Below are 21,095 nucleotides of genomic sequence, written 5' to 3' on the forward strand. Positions count from 1 at the left end.
GTTGGCTAACTCGATTAGCTTTATAGCTATCGCAGTTAGCTACCCCCAGAGAGCGACAGGACCATGACGCAGTACGTGGACATCGACGGCGGCCGGATCGCATACGACGAGCAGGGCACCGGCCCGCTGGTGGTGCTGTCCCATGGGATGGGCATCGACCGCACCGTGAACCGGCGCCTCGCCCCCCTGCTGGCGGCGGCCGGATACCGGGTGGTCAACACCGATATGCGCGGCCACGGCGAATCCAGCCTGGACTGGGCGTCGGAGACCGGCAAGGCGGCCATCAGCCGCACCGATGTCGCCCACGACCTGCTGGCCGTCATCGAAAAGCTGGGCGGCGGTCCCGCCATCGTGGTGGGCCATTCGCTCTCGGGCGGCTCGGCCACCATCGCCGCCGCGCTGCGGCCGGACCTGGTGCGGGCGATCGTGGAGATCAACCCCTTCACCCTCACCCAGAAGGCCGACGTGGGAGCGCTTTTCACCAACGCGCGCCACCGCCGCGGCATGGTCCCGCTGATGGGGACCATGATGTTCAAGAGCATCGGGCAGTGGCTGAAGTACCTGCGGGTGGCCATGCCGTCCCAGCCCGCCGACCTCGACACCTACCTGGGCGAGGTGGCCGCGAAGCTGAACGAGCCCGGTCGCATGGCCGAGTTCATGAAATGCGGCAAGTCCACCCCGGCCGACGCGGAAGCCCAGGTGCCCAACGTGACCCGGCCCGCGCTCATCCTGATGGGCACCGCCGACCCGGACTTCCCGAGCCCCGAGGCCGAGGGCCAGCGCATCGTCGCCGCTCTGCCCGCCGGACTGGGCAGCCTGGGCCTGATCGAGGGCACCGGCCACTACCCGCAGTTCGAGGCCGCCGAGCGCACCGCCGAACTGATGCTGCCATTCCTGAAGGAACACCATGCCTAGGGTCGGGCTGAACCGGCCCGACGTCATCGCCGCCGGCGCCGCCCTCGCCGACGAGGTCGGCTTCGGCGACCTGGCGCTGGGCGCGCTCGCGCAGCGGCTCGGAGTGCGCACGCCGTCGCTGTACAAGCACATCGAGAGCTTGGCCGATCTGCGGCACGGCATCGCCGCGCTCGCCATGGCCGAACTCGACGCCCGGGTCCGCGACGCCATGCACGGACTCGCGGGCCGCGACGCGCTCACCGCCTTCGCCAACGCCTTCCGCGGCTACGTGGTCGAACATCCGGGCCGGTACGCCGCCACCGTGGGCGCGCGCTTCACCGGGCCGGACGACCCACTGCTGCAATCGGGTTCGCGGCTGCTGGAATCCATGGAGGCGGTGCTGCGCGGCTACGGCATCGGCGCCGACGAGATGGTGCACGCGCTGCGCACGCTGCGCTCCACCTTCCACGGTTTCGCCAGCCTGCAGGCCTCCGACGGCTTCCAGTGGAGCGACGACGCCGAGCAGAGTTTCGTCTGGATGATCCGTTTTCTCGACCGTGGACTCACCGACATCGGCCTACGATGAGCCGATGACGATGCTGGCCGCACGACTCCATCTGGGACCCGAACGCCGACTCGAACTGGACCGGGTGCCGATCCCGGAACCCGGCCCGGACCACGTGCTGGTCAAGGTCGAAGCCGCCGGTGTGTGCCTGTCCGACGTGCACCTCATCGACGGCACCCTCACCCCGCTGTTCCTGCGCGGCGACGTGGTGACGCTCGGCCACGAGGTCGCGGGCACCGTCCACACCCTCGGACCGGGGGTCACCACCGCGAAGGTCGGCGATCGAGTCCTGTTGCAGGCGGGCGAACTGCGCGGCGGCGCCACCTTCACCCGCGGCGTCGACTACGACGGCGGCTGGGCCGAATACACCCTGGCCCGCGTCGACACCCTGGTCCCGATTCCCGACGAACTGCCCTTCGAACAGGCCTGCTTCATCCCCGACGCGGTGTCCACGCCGTGGGCGGCCATCACCGCCACCGCCGAGGTGAAAGCCGGTGAGGCCGTGGGCGTCTGGGGTGTCGGCGGGCTCGGCGCGCACGGGATCCAGTTATTGCGCCTGGTCGGGGCCGCACCCATCATCGCGATCGATCCGCTGCCCGCCGCCCGTGAGCGCGCGCTGTCCTTCGGCGCGGATCTGGCGTTCGATCCGGCCGATCCGGACCTGCGCGCCAAGATCTTCCAGGCCAGCGGCACCGGTCTGGCCGCGGCTTTCGACTTCGCGGGCGTGGCGCCGGTGCGCGAACAAGCGGTCACCTGCCTCGCACCGCAGGGCCGCCTGGTGCTGGTCGGGCTGACGGACAAGCCGATCACCATTACCGGCGGCACCGCGTTCAGCTTCTTCCAGCAGCAGCTGCGCGGGCACTACGGGTCCGCACCGGAGCATGTCACCCAGCTGGTGAAACTCCAAGGGCTGCAACGAATCGACTTCGCGCGCTCGGTGAGCGCCGTGGTGCCGCTCGCCGACGCCCCCAAGGCCGTGCACGCCCTGGAGGCCAAGGAAGGCAACCCGATCCGGATCGTCCTGAAACCGTAGGCGACGAGCGTGCCTGGTGCGGGCTAGCCGAGCCGACGTTGGAAGACGTTGGCGGACTGGCCGTTCGAGAGGTCGACGGTGTAGACCCCCAGGTCCGCGGCGGCGGGGGTCAGGTCCAGGACCATGAAGCCCAGATCGTTGTAGTTCTCGTAGAGCGCGACGTTGGGGCTGCCCTCGCCGCCCGAGGACGGTTCGCCGTGCACGGATTTCGCGGCCGCGCCGGAGATGATCTGCCGGGTGCCCTTCGACGCGGTGGTGGGTTCGAGCACCTGCAGCGAATGATCGTGGCCCGACAGCAGGAACTGACAGCGGCCGACCACGTGCGCCTCGAAGAAGTCCCGCGCGTGGCGGCCGTCGATCGGGCCGATGGTCAATCCGTCGTATTCGCCGGCGTTCCCGTGCGGCCCATTGTTGCGGTACGGATGGTGGGTGCAGGCGATCTTCCAGGGCGCGGGGGACTCGTCGAGAGCGCGGTCCAGCCAGGCCGCCTGCTCGGTCATGAACTGGCCGTCGGCCGCCCAGTACGGCTGGAAGAGCGGGGGCAGGTAAGCGGCGACGGGATTCAGGTCGAGCACGAAGAACTCGACGACCGGATTCTCCTGCGGAACCCGCACCGAGTAATAGCGCGACGGCATGAACCAGCGGGCCGAGCGAGCGTGATAGGCCACCTCGTGATCGCCGCGCAGCAGCCAGCCGCCATCGCCGGGCAGGATCGAGGAATTGTCGTGATTGCCCTGCACCATGAGCCAGGGGAAGTCGAGGTCGTGGTTGGGGTTCTCGAACTTGGCCGCGAACTGGGCGTCGTCGTCGGCCCACGGGCCCTGCTCGTAGACATTGTCGCCGAGGGCGAGGGCGAGCGAGAACGGGTCGCGCGCATGCTGTTCGCGCATGGCGTCGGCGACCTGCCACTGCGGGCGCGCGCCGGTGCCCGCGTCGCCGGTGACGAGCACGCGCAGCCGCTGCGCGTCAGGGAAGGCGAATTTACCGACGGCCGGGGCGTTCTCGGCCTGCGCGGGCGCCGCGCCCACGGTCAGCGCCGCAGCGCCGCCCATTGCCGCGGCGGCGGTGCCGCCGATGAAGGCCCGACGATCGACGGTCATACTCTGCTCCCTGCCTGTCACCCTGGACTCCCCGACTACCACCCTGGTCGGTTGACCAGTATTCCGAACTCCCGGACCCGCCGCAGAGTACGTTGCCATGACCCCGCCCACACCGGCACGACACGACACGTTCTTCCAGGCCAGGACCTTTTGACAGCGACTCGGACCGATGAGAGTGTTGGGGATCTGATTTCTCACCACGAGCTCGGCCGTAGGGGGACCCCGCAATGACGACACTGGCCTCGGGCCTGTTCCTGGATTGGGAACAACTGACGGGCCAGTCCAAACTCGTGGTCGATCTGATCAGCTTCCCCATCTTCAGCGCCATCGCCGGCTGGCTCACCAACTGGACCGGCGTGCTGATGTTGTTCTGGCCGGTCTACTTCAAGGGTTTCCGGGTGCCCGGCCTCGAGATCCTCTACCCCTACCTGCCGCGCCGCGTCCAGGTGCTGCCCACCTTCTCCGGCGACGGCAGGCAGCTCGGCTTCCAGGGCTTCATCCCCGCGCGCGCCGAGAAGATGGCCAGCATCTGTGTGGACGTGGCCATCATGCGGATCGGCAGTCCCAAGGACTTCATTCGCGAACTCGACCTCGAGGGCATCGCCGACCACATCGCCGAGGTGGGCCGCAAACAGGTGCCGGGCATGGTCGACGAGATCATGAGCAAGGAGAACCCTGACCTGTGGGGCGCGGTGCCCAAGTCCGTGCGCAATGCGCTCTACCAGCGCATCGAACGCGAACTGCCGTCGCTGGCCCGGACCGCCTTCGACCAGCTCGGCGACAATGTCGACCAGCTGATCGACATCAAGGACTTCGTCATCCGGTATCTGCGGGAGAACCCGGAGATCCTCAAGGACCTGACCACCACCATCGCCGCACCGGAACTCAAGTTCATGGTCCGCATCGGCCTGCTGGGCGCGCCGTTCGGCCTGCTGCTCGCGCTGTACATGCATGTGCACCAGAGCATTCCGGTGCTGGGCTGGATCCCGCCGTGGCTGGTCATCCTGTCCGCGACCGCGACCATCGGCGTGCTGGTCAATGTCATCGCCGTCAAGATGGTGTTCGAGCCGGGCGATCCCCAGCCTTGGTACAAGTACCTGTGGAAGCAGGCGCTGCTGGCCAAGCGGCAGCCCGAGGCCGCCGCCGATCTGGCCCACATCCTGGCCTACCAGGTGCTGACCCTGCCGAACCTGGCGGGCGAACTGCTCAGCGGCCCCAACGGTGACAAGACCCGGCAGCTGCTGGAACGGCTCATCGCCAAGGAGATCCACCGCCAGCTCGGGCCGACGCACTCGGTGGTGCGGACCGTGTTCGGCAAGCGGCAGTTCGACAATCTGAAGATCGGCGCGACCACCGCGGCGGTAGGGCTGGCCCCGAGCCTGGCCGACGATCCGGAATTCGCGGCCGCGCAGGCCAAGAAGATCGACGAGTTCGCGGCCCGCAAGCTGCAGCAGCTCACGCCGGGCGAGTTCATGGAGATGTTCTACGCCTCCGTCGAGCAGGACGCCTGGCTGCTGTATCTCCACGGCGCCGCCCTGGGCCTGGTGGTCGGGGCCGTGCATCTGATCCTTTTCGGCTGGTAGACAGCCCTTTCGGAGCAACTCTCCGGCAGCCCAGGAAATCAAGCACGCATGCTTGCATTTTTCCGGGACGGCTGCGATGCTGGGCCCGTGGCCGATCTCGAGGCATTGCTCGCCGACTTCACCGCCGAATGCGCCGATCTCGATCGGCTGATCGCGGACCTGGATCCGACCGGCTGGGAGCGCGACACGCCCGCCGCCGGGTGGACCATCGCGCACCAGATCGCCCACCTGAACTGGACCGATCAGGTCGCCGCCATCGCGGCCACCGATGCGGCCGAATTCGACAAGCTGGTGCAGGCGGCGCTGCCGAAGGCCCTCACCTTCGTCGACGAGGCCGCCGAGGAGGGCGCGAAAACCCCTGCGCCGCAATTGCTCGCCGACTGGCGTCGCGACCGTGCCGCCCTGGTGGAGGCGCTGCGCGCCGTTCCGGCCGGGACCAAACTGCCCTGGTTCGGCCCGCCCATGAGCCCCGCCTCCATGGTCACCGCCCGCCTGATGGAGACCTGGGCGCACGGCCAGGACGTGGCCGACACGCTGGGCCTCACCCGGGAGCCCACCGCGCGGCTGCGGCACATCGCGCACATCGGCGTCCGGACCCGGAACTTCGCGTACATGACGCACGGCAAGACCGCTCCCGCCGAGGAGTTCCGCATCGAGCTGACCGCGCCCGATGGCAGTCTGTGGACCTGGGGCCCGGACGACGCCGCGCAGCGGATCAGCGGTCCGGCCTGGGATTTCTGCCAGCTGGTCACCCAGCGTCGCCATCTCGACGATCTGGCTCTCGAGGTGCGGGGCGAGGAGGCGTTGGAATGGCTGGGCCTGGCCCAGGCCTTCGCCGGTCCGCCCGGAAGCGGCAGAACGGCGGGCCAGTTCGGCTGACCCGCCGTCGATCCCGGCCTCCGACCAGAATCCCCAATTCCCACAGGGGCTTTTCTCCCAGCGGTCCGGGCAATGCCCGACCGACCGGGAGGGAGCGAGCGAGCGCCAGCCTGGGTGCGCCGTGCCTGGTGCCGACCGGACGCCGTTGGCCGGAGGTCTCTTCGATGGCAGTCGAGTTGGCGCTCGCCGCTAACAAGTTTTTACCCAGGCTTTCGCTGCCGAAAACCTGATGATGCCCAACCTTTCTCGATAGTGATCCTGGTCTCACCCCAGGCATGTGGTACCCGCCGCCACCGTAATCTGGACGTGCGTACGACTTTCAATGGTGCGGGTCTGCGTTGCGCAGGGGGCCCCAGGGGAGAGGGAGAGGACGCACCAGTCATGTCGCATCAATTGGCGACCCAGGCCGCCCGGTCGACCCGGCGAACAGCCCAGGTGATCCGCTACAGCGCCATCGTCACCGCCAGCATGGCCAGCATCGGGCTGACCGTCGCGGCGGGCTCGTACATCGCCAACGAGATGGCCCAGCGGCCCGGCAAGCTCACGACCACCACACCGGCCGGACGCCCGGCGCTCGCCGCGCCCGGCCCCGCCACCGATCGGCCGGGCGTCCAGCTCGGCGCGCCGATCGCCGAGAAGATCACGCTGACCTCGCTTTTCAGCGGATATCCACTGGATTCCGCGGTGGCGCAGGTGATTCCGGACCACACCCCGGGCACCGCTCCCGCGGCCGAGGCGCCGCGGCCGCTGGCCGGTCAGCTCCGGCTCGGCACCACCTATGTGGGCGCGCAGCTGGCCGGGGTTCAGCACGAGACGGTGACCCTCACCCTCGACACCAACGTCTTCGCCACCGTGGCCGACGTGCTGCTGAACTCGCCACTCGGGCAGCAGCTGGGGATCACCACCGATCCGACCGCCAACACCCGGCTGCGCACCGATGTGAACAGCCGCGGCGACGTGACGCTGACCCTGTCGGATCCGGCGCTGGGCACCTACGGCCTGCAGATCGCCCGGCATCCGGTCCCGGCCGCGGCCGATACGAACGTCGTCCACGGAGCAGACTCCGCGACCGTCACTGTGTGAGACTTCCGGTGTGTACGACTACTGCGTGATCGGCGGGGGCATCGTCGGGGTGGCGACCGCGCGCCGCATTCTCCAGCGTCACCCGGGGGCGAGCCTGCTGCTGGTGGAGAAGGCCGGACAGCTGGGCCTGCACCAGACCGGGCACAACAGCGGGGTCATCCACTCCGGCATCTACTACGAGCCCGGAAGCCTGAAGGCGCGGCTGTGCGTGCGCGGCGCGGAGCTGACCAAGGAATTCGCGGCGGCACACCACATTCCGTTCGAGGAATGCGGAAAACTGCTGGTGGCCACCGATGCGGCAGAGCACGCGCGGATGCTCGCGCTCTACGAGCGGTCGGTCGCCAACGGGGTCGAGGTGGAATTGCTCGACGCCGCCGAACTGGTGCGACGGGAGCCGCGGATCACCGGGGTCGGGGCCCTGTTCGTGGCGAGCACCGGCATCATCGACTACGGCAAGGTGACCCGGGCGCTGGCCGAGGACGTGCGCGCGGCCGGGGGCGAGATCGTCCTGAACGCGGAGATCGCCGCTATCACCGAAACAGACTCAGCGGTAACAATTTCCGGTCCGCCCGGCACCTGGCAGACCCGGCGGCTGGTGGTGTGCGCGGGCCTGCAGGCCGACCGGATGGCGCGACTGGCGCGACTCGACATCGATCTGCGCATCGTGCCCTTCCGCGGCGAGTACTACCAACTGCCGCCGCACCGCAAAGATCTGGTGAACACCCTCATCTACCCGATCCCGGATCCCGAATTGCCGTTCCTGGGGGTGCATCTGAGCCCCACCATCGACGGCGCGCTGACCGTCGGGCCCAATGCCGTGCTCGGCCTGGCCCGCGAGGGGTACCGCAAGGGCAGCGTGAATCTGCGTGACGCCCGGGAGATCCTGGGCTACCGCGGTTTTCACAAGGTGGCCGCCGCCAATGTCCGCACCGGGCTGCGGGAGCTGCGCAACTCCCTGTTCAAGCGCGGCTACCTGGCCGAATGCCGCCGCTACTGCCCGGAGTTGACGGCCGCCGACCTGTTGCCACGGGAGGCCGGTATCCGCGCCCAAGCGGTGCTGCGCGACGGTAGCCTGGCTCACGACTTCCTGCTCGAGCGCACCCCGCGCTCGGTGCATGTGCTCAACGCACCGTCCCCGGCGGCCACCTCCGCGCTGCCGATCGCCGAGTACATCGTGGATCGATTGGGCGACTCCGTTCAATAAATAGGATTGCTGTAGTACTTTTGATGGCAGCCGTGGGACAGGGAGCAGCCTATGGGCCATTTCAAGTACGCGAGTGATGTCGGCGCACCGGTGGAAGTCGCGTTCACATATACGGACAACCATCAGTTCGTGCCGGACTGGGCGTTCGGCGTGGCCGCCTTCGAGCCGGTCGGGGATTCCGACCATGGTCTCGGAGCGGTATTCGCCGCGACGCTGCGCGTCGGCCTGTGGCACCCCACGATCGAGTGTGAGATCACCGACTACCGCCGCAACGCGGTCATCGAGTACACACTGCGCCGACGCCGGAAGGGGAAGCCGGCGTCGGCGTGCTCCAACTTCTGTGTCATCACCCTGCGCTTCGACCCACTCGGGTACGGACGCGCGGTGCTGACCTCGGAGACCGAATACTGGGCGCCGCGCGGTGTCACCGGCAAGTTGCTCTCCGCGGCGCTGGCCGCATTGGTGCAGGCCACGGTCCGGCAGACCGAATCGCAATTGCGCAGGGAGATAGAGGAATTCCACGGCACCGATCTTGTCGGCCGGATCGCGTAGGGTAGGCCGCATGATCATCGTGAGCACCGACGGATCATGCCTGCGCAATCCGGGCGGGGCGATCGGCTGGGCCTGGGTCAATCACGCGGGCGGCTCGGCCAGCGGCGGCGGGCCCTCGGGCACCAATCAGATCGCGGAACTGCGCGCGCTACTCGAGGCCGTCCGGGCCCATCCGAGCGCCGAACCCCTACTCATCGAGAGCGATTCGCTCTACGCCATCAAATGCGCCTCCGAGTGGATCCACGGCTGGCGCAACAACGGCTGGAAGACCTCGACCGGCGCGGCGGTCAAGAATGTCGAACTGATCCAGCAGATCGATCGCGCCATCGCCACCCGCCCCGGTCCGGTCCGGTTCCGCTGGGTGCGCGGCCACGTCGGCAACTACTTCAACGAACAGGCCGACACCCTGGCCGGACAGGCGGCCCGCCAGGCCGCCGCCACCGGGCAGACCACCGACTCCGATGCCGGTCAGCCGGAGCCCTTCGATCCGCCCACCGCGCCGATCCCGGTCGTGGAACCCAAGACCGAGCCGCTGCCGGTGACCGCGCCCGCGGAACCGGCCGAGAAGATCGGCGCGACCGCGCATTCCGCACCGGCCACCCCGCGCCGCCGGGCCGCCGCCGCCAAAGCGCCTGTCACCGAGGCACTCACACTGTTCTGAGAACAGCCCCGAGGACCCGGGTGCAGCGCGCCTACCTGCGACGATAACGCCGCGATACAACCAGAAGGGCCCACCTCCGGAAAGATCCGGGGGCGGGCCCTTTTCGCGCTGTGGCGAACTACTCAGTTGCCGGGCTTGGGAGCCGCGGACGTCGGCGCGGGCTGCGCCGGGGGAGTCGCCTGGCCCGAGGGCTGGACGCCCTGCTTGTCGCCACCCGCGCCGGGGATGGCGCTGTCATCGTTTCCATAGACCGTGCGGTACTTGGTGACCAGCCATTTGTCGCCCTTCTTCTCCAGCTCGACGTAGGAGGGCAGCGGCAGCACGACCGGCTGGGCGTGCAGATCGTTGCTGGCGGTCTGGAGCACGTCCACCAGGATGGTCGCCTTGTTCGCGTCGCCGGACTCGTAGGCGCAGCGCAGCATGCCCAGTGTCGCCTTGGCGTGCTGCTTGATCAGTAGATCCTGCAGGTCGGAGGCGACCGGATCGAAGCTCTGCGCGAACTCGCCGCCGTCGGCGATCTGCGCCTTCATCCGGGCGGCGAAGTCGGGCAGCGACTTCTCGTCGTACGCGGTGAGGGTGCGTACGAAACCGCAGGCCGCCGAGGTGGCGTTGTCGCGGTCGTCGAGCTGCTGGGCGCGGTCGTGGGACTGCCACCAGAATCCGGCCGCACCGGCGATCGCGGCCACCGCCACCACACCGAGGGCGCCGAGCGCGACCAGCGGCACCGGCACGGCGGACAGCAGGCCGGACTTGCCGCCCGCCTTCGGATCGGCGGGCGACTCGGAGCCCGCCGCGGCCTCGGCGTCCACACTCGCCTTCGGCTCGGCGTCCTTGCTGATCACCACCGTTTCGGCGGTTTCGCTCGCCTTCGGCTCGGCGGTTTCGCTCGCCTTCGGCTCGGCGGCGGCCGGCTCGGTGACCTGTTCGGCGTTGCCCTGGCTAGCGGCCTCGGCGATCGAATCGTCTTCGGTTTTCTTGTCCTGGGCAGCGTCGTCCGACATCTATCGATCACTTTCCCGGTGCGCTGCGGACGCACCGTGTTGGTTATGGCCTCACTTGACCGGCGGCAGGGTCCGCTCGTTCGGATCCGCGCCCGCGGGCGGCAGTGCGCCGTTGTTGGGCACGTCCGGTCGCGGAGCGTTGGCCGATCCGCGGATCTGCTGGTCCTGCGGCGGGTTCTGGCAGTAGCCCGCCCACCGCGGGAAGGTGTTCTCGGTGGCCGCATCCGGCCGCACCTTCTTGGTGACGTAGTCGCAGAAGGACCGCGGCCAGATATCGAGAATCGTGTAGAACTCGCCGTCGTGCGCGGGCACACCCATGGCGGAGGTACCGATCACCAGCGACGGGAACAGTGCCCGCAGCGCCGGCGCGCGCAGCTGCGCGGCCCTGGTGATGGCCGCGAAGTTGGTGGCCAGGCTGGTCATCGGGTCCGCGGTCCGGTCCAGCACCGCGCCGAGGTCCCGCATCTGGCCGGGGGCCTGCTCCAGGATCTTCTGGAGTTCGGCATTCGCGTCGTTGAACTGGTTGAACAACACACTCGAATTACGGGTCAGCGTACCCAGGTCCGGTTGCGCGAGCGCGGTGGTGCCGGAAATGACCTGCAAATTCTTGAGCAGGTTGGTGGTCTGCGGGAGCAGATCGTCGAGACCCTTGGTGGCGATGCTGACCGCGTTGATCAGCGAACGCAGCTGGTCCGGGCCGCCGGACAACGCGGTGTCCAGCTCGGTCAGGACGACGCTGAACTTGTCCGGATCCACCTGCGCGATCAGGGCGCTGGCGTTGTCGAGCACCGACCACACCGGGGTGGGCGTCTTGACCTTGGCCGGATCGAACTGCACCAGCGAGCCGTTGTGCAGGAACGGGCCGCTCTCGGTGTTCGGGCGGAAGTCGATGTACTGCTCGCCCGCGCCGGAGAGCGCGCCCACCGCGACCACGGTGTCCGCGGGAATGGAGTACTTCTTGTCGATCTCGGCGGTGGCCGCGATGGCCGCGCCGTTGTCGATCAGCTTGATGTCGTCGACCTTGCCGACCCGGAAGCCGCGCAGGGTCACGTCATTGCCCGCCTGCAACCCGCCGGAACGGTCCAGATTGACCGTCACCGTGTAGGTTTCGCGCAGCGGGTTCACCCGCATCACGCTGATCGCCAGGTAGGACGCGCCCACCAGCAGGATCAGCACCAGCGCGGCATTGGACACCAGGTTCTTGTGTCGCGATACCCAGTTCATCGGTGTCCCCCGTTGATCCGGCCGTAGATGATCTGCAGGACCTGGATCAGGCTGCCGCCGAAATCGTTGAGGTCCTTCAGGTCCGGGAACTTGCTGTTGGCCGGGTCGGTGAGCAGGCCGATATCGAGCATGGTGAGGGTGGCGCCGACGGCCAGGGTGTCGCCCTTGAAGGAGGCGTCGGCCTTGGGCCGGATGTCGTGCAGCGCGTCCAGCGCCGGGCCGAGCGTCTGATCGGTCCGGGCCAGCGCCGACATCAGCTGGTTCAGGTTGTCGAGCAGACTGCCCAGCGAGTCCGACGTGGTGTTCGCGTAATCACCCAGGGCCGCACTGGTCGTCGAGATCTTGTTGAGCAGATCGCCGATGGCCTGGTTGTTCTCGGCGATGGCGCCGATCATGCCGGGCAGGCTGTCGGCCACCTGGCCGAGCTGCTGGTGATTGGCCTCGATGGTGTTGGCCAGCGCACTGAAGCCGGACAGCACATTGTCGACGCGCGCGCTGTTCTTGTTGAGACTGGCCATCACACTGGTCATCTGGGTCAGCACGTGGCCGAGTTGTTCCCCGCGGCCGCCGACGATGGAGTCCATCTCGGAGGTCAGCTTGGACAGGCTGGCGATGCCACCGCCGTTGAACAGCAACGAGACCGAGATCAGCAGCTCTTCGACGGTGGCGCCGGCCGAGGTGTTCTCGATCCGGCCGCCGTCCTTCAGCATCTCCGCGCCGGGCTGGGTCTTGGGTTTGGACACCGCCACGAAGACGTCGCCGAGCGGGGTGGCCTGCCGCAGTTCCGCCGTGCTGCCCTGGGGCAACTCGATGTCCTTGCGGATGGCCAGGTCGACATTGGCCTTGAAGTCCTTGGTGGTGATCTTGGTGACCACCCCGACGTCGGAACCACCGATCTTGACCTTGGCCTGGTCCGGGAGGTTCAGGGCATTGTCGAAGGCCGCGTGAATCGTGTAGGTATCGCTGCCCGGACCGGGTTTGGGCAGCGGCAGGCTCTCCACCGTGACACCGCAGCCCGACGCCACCACGGCCGTCGCGGTGACCGCGACCGCGACGATCGCGCGCCGCGCCCGGCGGCCCGTGCGCTCACCCCAGAGGGCCGACATTCGATTACTCATTTGGTCATCCCCAGCGCCGCCGCCATCAGACCGAAGTCGGGTCCGAAGTCCTCCATCTTGCCCGTCCGGCAGCCGTCCGCCTTCATCTGCACACGCTCGCAGAACAGGCTGACGATCTCACCCGAGAGCGCGGTGCCGATCAGGCCGTGCAGGCGAATGAAGTTGCCCTGCCGGTTGACCGAGCGGTCCAGGTTCTGCATGAGCAGCGGCGTCACGTCGACCACCTCGGTCACCCCGGCCGCGTTGTCGCGCAGCTGCTTGGTGACCGCGGTGAGCCCGGTGAGGGTGCCGTTGAGCTGATCGGAGTACTGCGAGAACGCGCCACTGGTGTTGGCCAGGAAGGCGTTCAGCTGATCGAGGGTGGCCTGCAGGCCGGGGGCCTGGTCGGACAGCAGCCCGGTCATCTGGGTGATCTTGTTGCTGAACCCGCGCACCGAATCGTCGTTCTCGGCGAGCATGGTGGTCAGCTCGTTCAGCTTGATGATGATGGTGGAGATGGCGTCCTTGTTGTCCAGGCCCGTCTTCAGGGCGCCGGACAGCGAGTTGAGCACATCGCGCATCTTCTCGCCGTTGCCGTTCATCATCGGGTAGAGCACCCGGCCCGACAGCGGGCCGATGCCGTCCTGTCCCTCTTGGGGTTTCAGCGCGGCGGCGAACGAGTCGATGGTCTTGATCATGGTGTCCAGCTCGACCGGGGTCTTGGTCTGCTGGGTGGTCAGGTGCGCGCCGTCGCGCAGCTTGTCACCGCCGGTGTAGCGCGGGGTGAGCTCGATGTGCCGGTCGGTCACGATGGAGGGCGAAACCAGCGCGGCCTGAACGTTCTTCGGGATGTCGACACCCTTGTCCACGGTCATGTGGACCTCGACGTACTGACCCTTGGGCACGATCTTGTCGACCCGGCCCACCTCGAGGCCGAGCACGGTGATCGGGTTGCCCTCGAACATGCCCGCGATATTGAGGAAGTCGGCGGTGAAGTGCTGGGTCTGACCCGCGGCGTCCTTCACGCCGAGCGGTACGAGCGAGCACGAGCCGATGGCGGCGGCCGCCACACCGACCATGGCCGCCTGGGCAATTCGTTTCAGCATCATGGGTGGCACCCCTCGTTCACCTGCGCGAAGCACAACCAGTTGTCCGGGAACAGCCAGGGCAGCGCGACCTCACCGTAGTTGCCGTTGCCGAAGACATTGTTGAACTGCCGCACGGCCGGCGGCATGATCGACAGCAGCCGATCCAGGTTGTCCTTGTTCTTCTGCAGACCCTCGGCCATGGTGTTGAGCTGCGTCAGCGTCGGGCCGAACCGGTTGTCGTTCTGCGCGCCGATCTGCTGCAACTGCTTGCTGAGCGTGGCGATATTGTCCAGCAGGCTCTTGAGCAGGCCCTGCCGCTCCATCACCCGGTTGGCGATGGCCTCGCCCTGGGTGATCACCAGCAGCACGCTGTTGCGGTTGTCACCGAGGATCTTGGTGACCTTGTCCAGATCCTTGAGCAGCTGGTCGACCTGGTCCTTGCGGTTGTTCATGGTCTTGGCCAGCGCGCCGATGGCGTCGAGGGCCTGCACCGTCATCTGGGGGGTGTCGCCCATCTGCTGATTGATCAGATTGAGCGAGTCCGCCAGCTTCTTGGTGTCGAGCTCCTCGAACTTCGGCGTGCCCTCCTGGACCACGTCGGCCAGGTTGTAGGGAACCACGGTGTTGGACTTGGGGATCCGGTTGCCCTTCAGGCCCTTGCCGTCACCCGGGACGAGGTCGACGTAGCGCGCGCCCAGCAGGGTCGCCATCTTGATCGAGGCCTTGGCGTCCTGGCCGAGCTTCACATCGTCGTTGACGCTCAGGGTGATCAGCACGTGGTCGCCCTCGAGCTCGGCGGCCGAGACGGTGCCGACCGGGACGCCGGAGACGTCCACCTTGTCACCGACCTTGATGCCGGCGGTCTGCACGAACTCCGCCTTGACGCTCTTGGTGCCGATGCCGACCGACTTGTAGATGGAGGAGCCCATCAGCAGCCCGACGATCACCGCGGCGCCGAGCACGCCGAGCCAGAAATTGCGGTTGGAATTGAAGCGGGACTTGAGTTTCGACATCATGGCCGGCACACCGCCGAGTGGGAGTTGCCGCCGATCTGCGAGAACAGACCGCGCGGGAAGAGGACACCGTACAGCGAGACATCCAGGCCGCACAGGTAGGCATTGGCGTAGGCGCCGTTCTGGGTGAACTTGCCGACATCGGAGAGGATGCCGGGCAGATCCACCGCGGCCTGGTCCAGCTTGGGGCCGTTGGCCAGCAGCAACGCGAGCGCGTCGTTGCTGGAGGCCTGCGCCGCCACCAGCTTGGGCTGGATCTTGCCGAACATGTCGACCAGACCCAGTGTGGCGTCGGCGATCTGGACCGTGGACGCCTGCAGCGACTGCCCCTGGGCGTACAGGCCGCCGATCAGGGCGCGGGTCTGGGTGACCAGCGTCTCCAGTTCGTCGCCGCGCTTGGCCAGGCCGGACATGACGCTGGACAGATTGGTGATCACGTCGGAGAGGATCCCGTCGCGGCGTTCGAAGTCCGAGGCCACCGCGGCGGCCTGGGTGATGAACGCGCTCAACGAGACATTGTCGCCCTGCAACGCCAGGATGAAGGTGTTGGACAGGTTGTTCACCTGCTCCGGCTGCAGCACCTGGAACAGCGGCTGGAAACCGTTGAGCAGACCCGAGACGTCGAACGACGGCTCGGTGCGCTCGATCGGGATCACGCCATTGTTCTTCAGCGCCACGTGATCACCGGTCTTGGGCTTGCCCGCGACCGGCGGGGTCAGCGCGACATACCGCTGACCGATGAGGTTCTGGTAGCGGACCAGCGCCTTGGTGTCGCCGAACAGCGTCTGATCGCGCTGCACGATGAAGGTCACCTTGGCCTGGTTCTTGCTGTCCAGCTCGATTTTGTTCACCTTGCCGACGCGCACGCCGGCCATCCGCACGTCGTCGCCCGGACGCAGACCCAGCACATCGGTGAAGGTCGCGGAGTAGGTGTTGGTGGACCCCTGCACGGTGCGGGCCAGTGTGTTCCAGATGACCGCGGTCACCAGGACGGACACGATCGCGAAGATGCCGAAGCCGATCAGCGGTTTGCGAATGCTCATCGGCCGGCCTCGCTCTGCGTCAGGTGCACGGTCGCATCCTTCAGAATCGGGCTCAGCAGCAGGTATTCCGCCGCGGTGGGACGCCTGCCGAGCATCGCGGTGATGGCGTCGTCACCGCCGAGGGCGATGTCCTTGCCGGTCGCCGGGGCCCCCGGCTGGCTCGCCGGGGCCGCGGGAACCAGGTTCGGGAACATGCCCTGCAGCGGGGTGCCCGCGAGCGGGTCATTGCCCGGCTGCTTCGGAGCCTCACCGGTCGAGGGCGTACCCGTGACGGTCACGCCCGGGATCAGCGGGAAGCCCGGCGGCGGCGCGGTGATCGGCAGACCCGCCGCGGCGTCGATGGACCTGGGCCGCAACGAGTCCGGCAGCGTGCCCGGATCCGAGGTGAGCGGCGCGGTGCCGCAGCTGGGCGCGGCCAGCTCGCCGTACCGCGGGCAGTCCTCGCGGGTGTACGGCTTGTACGGCGTGAACGTGATGCCCAGGTTCCAGATCATCTGGTTCTGCGTGCCCCAGTGGAACGTCGAGCCCAGCTTGCGGACCGAGTCGTTGAGGTTCGCGATGGCCTGCGGGATCGCGTCCGGGTTGTCCGACAGCGCGCCGAACAGGGCGCTGGTGCCATTGGTGACGTCCTTACCGACATTGGGGTTGCGGGCGAAGAGGCCGTTCACCTTGTCGATGGTGTTGGACGTCCCGGCCAGCAGTGCGGTCAGCTCGGCCCGGCGGTCGGAGATGGTCTGCGCGGTCTTGACCGAATCCTGCAGCACCCCCATCAGTTCCGGCGCGGACTGGTTGAGCGCGCGGAAGGAGGTGGAGAAGTCGTCGAGGAAGCCGCCCACATCCGGGACCGCCCCGCGCACCCCGGCGAGCCAGGTGTCGACACGCTCGATGGTGGAGCCGGGCATCCGGCCGCTGCCGTCGAGGGCGTAGGACAGGGTGCCCAGCACCCGGCCCAGCTGCACCGGATCCAGCTTGCCGAGGATGTTGCGGACCGTGGTGAGGGTGTCCTGCAGGGCGATGGTGCCCTTGGAGGTGTCCTCCGCGATCTGCGAGCCCTCTTTGATGTGCGCGGAATCGGCTCCGTTGTAGACCAGTTCGACCGAGGTGACGGCGAACAGGTTGGACGGCACCACGCGCGCGGTGACATTGGCCGGGATGCCCGAGGTGTACTCGGGCTTCATCTCGATGTGCACCTGCTGCAGCTCGCCCTTGGCGGCCACCGACACATCCTTGACCGCGCCCACCAGCACGCCGCGGAACTTCACGTCCGCGTTGGCCGGCAGGCCGTCACCGGTGGTGGTGAGATTCGCGGTGACGTTGACCTTTTCGACGAAGTAGCCCTTGTACCGCGCCATCAGGAAGCCCAGGATGACGGCCATGACGGTGAGGCCGCAGATACCGGCGATGAGCAGCTGCCGCATCGTCGGTCCGCGCCCGCTCGGATCGATGATCATCGTGTGCGCCCCCTATCCCGAGATCCGGATACCGGGGTTGACCCCCCAGATCGCCAAGGTCATGAACAGGTCGGCGAAGACGACCGCGATGATGCAGTACTTGATCGCGCGCCCAGCGGCCACACCCACGCCCTCCGGGCCGCCGGAGGCGAAATACCCGTAGTAGCACTGGATGAAGGTGGTGATCGCGACGAAGATGATCGCCTTCAGCAGTGAGTACAGCACATCGTGGGGGATCAGGAACTGATAGAAGTAGTGCTGGAAGGTGCCTGTCGCGGTACCGCCCACCAGGGACACGGTCAACGAGCAGGAGATGTAGGCCAGCGGCAGCGCCAGGCAGTACAGCGGCACGATGGCGATCATGGCCGCGATCATGCGGGTGCTGACCAGGTACGGAAGCGGCCGGATGGCAACCGATTCCAGCGCGTCGATCTCCTCGGAGATGCGCATGGCGCCCAGCTGCGCGGTGAACCGGCAGCCCGCCTGCGCCGCGAACGCGACCGTGGCCAGCATGGGCCCGAGCTCACGCGTGGTGGCGAAGGCGGAGATGGCACCGGTCAGCGGGCTCAACCCGAGCAGGTTCAGCGAGGTGTAGCCCTGGATGGCGACGGTCATGCCGCCGAACGCCGACAGGATCAGCACCACGCCGATGGTGCCGCCACCGACCACGAGATTGCCGTTGCCCCAGGTGACGTCGGACAGCAGCCGCCACACCTCTTTGGGGTACTGCTTGAACGCCATCGGCATGGAGCCGATCGAGCGTAGGAAGAAGAAGACCTGGTGGCCGATGCGCGCCAGCCAGTCGCGCGGCCATCCGGCCGCGCCCTTGATGCGTGTGAACGGCCGCAGCAGCGGCGGTACGTAAGTAGCTGACACGGCTCAGACCATCGCTGGGGGGAAGAAGGAGTTGTACAGCTGCGTGATGATCAGATTGACGCCGAAGAGCATGACCGCCGACATGACCACGGCGGTGTTCACCGCGTTGGCGACACCGCCCGGGCCGCCCTTGGCATTGAGCCCGGAGTCGCAGGCGATGATGGCCGCGAGCAGGCCGAAGATGAGCGACTTCAGTAGGGCGGCAATCAGATCGGCCGTGACGGCGAAGGACGAGAAGGTCCCGATGTAGGAGCCCGGCGTGCCGTTCTGCGCGAAGATGTTGAAGACGTAGCCGGTCAGGAAGCCGACGAAAACCACGAAGCCGCAGAGCAGTACGGAGACCAGCATGGCCGCGCCGAGGCGGGGGGCCACCAGCCGCCGCATGGGGTCGACGCCCATCACCTTCATGGCGTCGATCTCCTCGCGGATGGTCCGCGAGCCGAGGTCGGCGCAGATGGCCGAACCGACCGCTCCGGCGATCATGAGCGAGGTGACCAGCGGCGCGCCCTGCTGAATGATGCCCAGGCCGTTGGCCGCACCGATGAACGAGGTCGCACCGACCTGTCCGGCAACCGAACCCACCTGGATCGAGACGATGACGCCGATCGGAATGGCGACCAGCAGGGTGGGGGCGGCGGCGACATTGGCCATGAAGGCGCACTGCCGGACGAACTCACCGTAGGGGAAGCGCCTGCGGAAGATGGCCACGAAGAGCTCGGTGACCGCCGCGACACCCATCACCATCATGCGGCCGCCGGTTTCCAGCGACCGTTTCGGATGGTCCCGCCAGTACCCCTTGGCCCAATCCACTGCCGTATTCATCCGTGACGCCGGCGGTGGACTCCCCGGTCCCCCCGGGATCGTGGTCGACTGCACTGACTACCCCTCTCGACGCCGGAGTTACCCGCCTCCGGCGACTGTTTGCTTGACGCACCCTACTACGGAGTTAGGAAAAACACACCACCGATTGTGGTTCCGATCATAGAGCCGGATCACATTCACGCTATGGCTGTGAACAGCCACATCAGGGTTGGTTTTCGTGCAAAAGAACCTGGCAGATATCTAGAACTTGTTCTAGTTTTCGACTATCCACCGGAAGATGCGAACACCTACCGGCAACAATTTGCAGGACTAAATTTATCGGAATTCGATAGCCATTGCGCATTGTCCCGATATACCCATCCAACTAGGTAAGTGCCGCGAAGCCCAGCAGGACACGGCTCGGCAACACAAGGCACTACAACCGCCAACCGGGCCCGAATACTGACAGGATGTGTAACCGCAGGTTGCGATTCGTGCGGTTTCCGACACCTGGAGGGACATGATCAACAAACTGGCCGGGGCGACCGGCGTGCTCGCCGTCGCTATCGGCACCGTGCTCGCCGGCGCCGGAGCCGCTCATGCCGACGGAGGCGCCGTCATCGGCGGCGGCTCCGGGATCATCATCGACGATCAATACGAATGCACCGTCACCACGATCGGTCACGACGGAGCAGGGCGCCTGGTCGGCCTCACCGCCGGTCACTGCGGCGACGCGGGCTCCAAGGTCTGGGCCGAAAAGGACCGGGCCGCAGGGCAGATCGGGCAGTTCGTGTACTCCAACCACGATCTGGACTACGCCGTCATCCAGTTCGATCCGAACCGGGTCATCCCGGTCAACCGGATCGGCGGCGTCACCATCACCGGCATGGGCGGTCCGGCGAGCTTCCCCACCATCGTCTGCAAGGAGGGCCGGACCACCGGCAACACCTGCGGCGTCGCGTGGGGCGACGTCTTCGACACCAATGTCGAGACCTGGAGCCAGATGTGCGTCGTCGAGGGCGATTCCGGCGCGCCGGTCGTCGTCGGCACCACCCTGGTCGGCATGGTCAACGCCTACCTGGCGGTGGCCTGCTTCGGCCCGGAGGTCGGCACCAATATGAGCGCGATCATGGATGACGTCAACGCACGGGGCGGTGTCGGCGCGGGCTACCGTCCCGTCTGACCCGGCCCTCGGTCATCCGAGGCGAGAAATGCGGACAGCGGCGGTGATTCGAGAATCACCGCCGCTGTCCGTCGTACCGGTCCTGGAGCGTTTCGACGCCGTTCTAGAGCGTATTCACGCAGACGACGAAGTTGCGATCGTCGTAGACGTAGCCCTGGTCACCGTCGGGGCAGTCGTCGACGCTGGTGCTGTGCTGCACGATCGACACCACCTTCACGCCCTCGGTGGCCGTCTTGCTGGTGCACGGGATGCGGTGCGCGGTGTCGCCGCCGACCTCCATGCAGTCGCCCACCACCCAGTCGATGGTCAGGCAGAGCGCGCCGGTCTCGGAACCGTTGAGGGTCTCGTAGTAGACCTGGTCGGAGTCCTTGCCGCACTGGGCATTCTTCGGGGCCTTGCCGGTCACCTTGTAGTTGGAGTCCTGGCTGCCGCACACCGCCTTGTCGATGGTGGCGTTCTCGGTGGTGCCGCCCAGCTTCACGCAGTCGCCGATCGAGGCGTGGAAGTCGGTCTTGCCACCGCGATCCGCGCGCGGAGTGGTGGTCGGCGCACCGGGCTTGCCGGGCTTGGTGGGCGTGTTCCCGGGGGTCTTGGTCGTGGTCGGGAGCACGATATCGCCGGGGGCGGCCGTCGGATGGCCGGTGACGGTGCTCCCACAGCCGGCGAGCAGCAGGGCGGCGACGGCGGAGATCGCGGGCACGACGATCCGGACGGAAAGCTGCTGACGCAACACGGGCGAGTCCTATATTTCGAAACAAACAGGT

At 67.3% G+C, this 21,095-nt stretch carries 21 protein-coding genes; 10 read left to right on the forward strand and 11 right to left on the reverse strand.

All coding sequences use genetic code 11. The features are described from left to right. Positions 1 to 63 precede the first annotated feature (63 nt). From ABZ412_RS01000 to ABZ412_RS01010, 3 genes are read left to right on the forward strand one after another with little or no spacing between them, the layout of a single operon-like run. Positions 64 to 915: an alpha/beta hydrolase gene (locus ABZ412_RS01000; RefSeq protein ID WP_357274795.1), complete on the forward strand. Its 852-nt coding sequence runs from the start codon at positions 64 to 66 to the stop codon at positions 913 to 915. Continuing rightward, positions 908 to 1,480 carry a WHG domain-containing protein gene (locus ABZ412_RS01005; RefSeq protein WP_357274797.1) on the forward strand — a complete coding sequence of 191 codons (573 nt, stop codon included), beginning with the start codon at positions 908 to 910 and terminating at the stop codon, positions 1,478 to 1,480. Before ABZ412_RS01000 ends, ABZ412_RS01005 begins: the two co-directional genes overlap by 8 nt. Positions 1,481 to 1,484: 4 nt before the next feature. Further along, positions 1,485 to 2,492: a zinc-binding dehydrogenase gene (locus ABZ412_RS01010; RefSeq protein WP_357274800.1), complete on the forward strand. Its 1,008-nt coding sequence runs from the start codon at positions 1,485 to 1,487 to the stop codon at positions 2,490 to 2,492. 23 nt (positions 2,493 to 2,515) lie between these two features. On the opposite strand, the gene ABZ412_RS01015 is transcribed toward ABZ412_RS01010, so the two are convergent. Further along, complete coding sequence (locus ABZ412_RS01015) at positions 2,516 to 3,592, reverse strand: metallophosphoesterase (protein WP_357274802.1); 1,077 nt, start codon at positions 3,590 to 3,592, stop codon at positions 2,516 to 2,518. A 227-nt stretch (positions 3,593 to 3,819) separates the two neighbouring features. Here ABZ412_RS01015 and ABZ412_RS01020 point away from each other — a divergent pair, with 227 nt between their 5' ends. The 6 genes from ABZ412_RS01020 (at position 3,820) to ABZ412_RS01045 (ending at position 9,554) form a co-directional block, all read left to right on the forward strand. Beyond that, on the forward strand, positions 3,820 to 5,175 hold the full coding sequence (locus ABZ412_RS01020; RefSeq protein WP_357274804.1) for a hypothetical protein: 1,356 nt from the start codon (positions 3,820 to 3,822) through the stop codon (positions 5,173 to 5,175). Between the two features lie 87 nt (positions 5,176 to 5,262). Continuing rightward, positions 5,263 to 6,054: a TIGR03084 family metal-binding protein gene (locus tag ABZ412_RS01025; RefSeq protein ID WP_357274806.1), complete on the forward strand. Its 792-nt coding sequence runs from the start codon at positions 5,263 to 5,265 to the stop codon at positions 6,052 to 6,054. 381 nt (positions 6,055 to 6,435) lie between these two features. Next, a complete protein-coding gene (locus tag ABZ412_RS01030; protein WP_357274808.1) occupies positions 6,436 to 7,137 on the forward strand; it encodes a hypothetical protein in 702 nt (233 codons plus the stop codon). Positions 7,138 to 7,147: 10 nt separating this feature from the next. Beyond that, positions 7,148 to 8,341, forward strand: a complete 1,194-nt coding sequence (lhgO, locus tag ABZ412_RS01035) for an L-2-hydroxyglutarate oxidase (RefSeq protein ID WP_357274811.1) — start codon at positions 7,148 to 7,150, stop codon at positions 8,339 to 8,341. A gap of 51 nt (positions 8,342 to 8,392) precedes the next feature. After that, on the forward strand, positions 8,393 to 8,893 hold the full coding sequence (locus ABZ412_RS01040) for an SRPBCC family protein (protein WP_357274813.1): 501 nt from the start codon (positions 8,393 to 8,395) through the stop codon (positions 8,891 to 8,893). Between the two features lie 10 nt (positions 8,894 to 8,903). Then, positions 8,904 to 9,554 (forward strand): ribonuclease H, encoded by a 651-nt coding sequence (locus ABZ412_RS01045; protein ID WP_357274815.1) that lies wholly within the window; start codon positions 8,904 to 8,906, stop codon positions 9,552 to 9,554. 122 nt (positions 9,555 to 9,676) lie between these two features. Here ABZ412_RS01045 and ABZ412_RS01050 read toward each other — a convergent pair whose 3' ends face one another. Genes ABZ412_RS01050 through ABZ412_RS01090 form a run of 9 tightly spaced genes read right to left on the reverse strand, consistent with a single transcriptional unit; the run spans position 9,677 to position 19,169 of the window. After that, the gene (locus ABZ412_RS01050) at positions 9,677 to 10,555 is read right to left on the reverse strand and encodes a hypothetical protein (RefSeq protein WP_357274817.1); all 879 of its coding nucleotides are present in this window, start codon (positions 10,553 to 10,555) and stop codon (positions 9,677 to 9,679) included. 51 nt (positions 10,556 to 10,606) lie between these two features. Next, positions 10,607 to 11,779 (reverse strand): MlaD family protein, encoded by a 1,173-nt coding sequence (locus ABZ412_RS01055; protein ID WP_357274819.1) that lies wholly within the window; start codon positions 11,777 to 11,779, stop codon positions 10,607 to 10,609. Further along, a complete protein-coding gene (locus ABZ412_RS01060) occupies positions 11,776 to 12,897 on the reverse strand; it encodes an MCE family protein (RefSeq protein ID WP_357274821.1) in 1,122 nt (373 codons plus the stop codon). The genes ABZ412_RS01055 and ABZ412_RS01060 overlap by 4 nt, the downstream gene beginning before the upstream one ends. After that, a complete protein-coding gene (locus tag ABZ412_RS01065; RefSeq protein ID WP_357274823.1) occupies positions 12,894 to 13,985 on the reverse strand; it encodes an MCE family protein in 1,092 nt (363 codons plus the stop codon). The genes ABZ412_RS01060 and ABZ412_RS01065 overlap by 4 nt, the downstream gene beginning before the upstream one ends. Then, entirely contained in the window at positions 13,982 to 14,977 is a 996-nt protein-coding gene (locus ABZ412_RS01070) for an MCE family protein (RefSeq protein WP_357275888.1), read from the reverse strand. Before ABZ412_RS01070 ends, ABZ412_RS01065 begins: the two co-directional genes overlap by 4 nt. Beyond that, entirely contained in the window at positions 14,977 to 16,020 is a 1,044-nt protein-coding gene (locus tag ABZ412_RS01075) for an MCE family protein (RefSeq protein WP_357274826.1), read from the reverse strand. The genes ABZ412_RS01070 and ABZ412_RS01075 overlap by 1 nt, the downstream gene beginning before the upstream one ends. After that, complete coding sequence (locus ABZ412_RS01080; protein WP_357274828.1) at positions 16,017 to 17,471, reverse strand: MCE family protein; 1,455 nt, start codon at positions 17,469 to 17,471, stop codon at positions 16,017 to 16,019. The genes ABZ412_RS01075 and ABZ412_RS01080 overlap by 4 nt, the downstream gene beginning before the upstream one ends. A 12-nt stretch (positions 17,472 to 17,483) precedes the next feature. Then, on the reverse strand, positions 17,484 to 18,347 hold the full coding sequence (locus ABZ412_RS01085; protein ID WP_357274830.1) for an ABC transporter permease: 864 nt from the start codon (positions 18,345 to 18,347) through the stop codon (positions 17,484 to 17,486). Positions 18,348 to 18,350: 3 nt separating this feature from the next. Next, a complete protein-coding gene (locus ABZ412_RS01090; protein WP_357088587.1) occupies positions 18,351 to 19,169 on the reverse strand; it encodes an ABC transporter permease in 819 nt (272 codons plus the stop codon). A 499-nt stretch (positions 19,170 to 19,668) separates the two neighbouring features. On the opposite strand from ABZ412_RS01090, the gene ABZ412_RS01095 reads away from it, so the two are divergent. After that, the gene (locus ABZ412_RS01095) at positions 19,669 to 20,331 is read left to right on the forward strand and encodes a serine protease (protein ID WP_357274832.1); all 663 of its coding nucleotides are present in this window, start codon (positions 19,669 to 19,671) and stop codon (positions 20,329 to 20,331) included. Positions 20,332 to 20,434: 103 nt separating this feature from the next. On the opposite strand, the gene ABZ412_RS01100 is transcribed toward ABZ412_RS01095, so the two are convergent. After that, on the reverse strand, positions 20,435 to 21,064 hold the full coding sequence (locus ABZ412_RS01100; protein ID WP_357088584.1) for a hypothetical protein: 630 nt from the start codon (positions 21,062 to 21,064) through the stop codon (positions 20,435 to 20,437). Positions 21,065 to 21,095: the final 31 nt, after the last annotated feature.

The sequence above is a fragment of the Nocardia sp. NPDC005746 genome (assembly GCF_040630785.1).
Lineage (GTDB): Bacteria > Actinomycetota > Actinomycetes > Mycobacteriales > Mycobacteriaceae > Nocardia.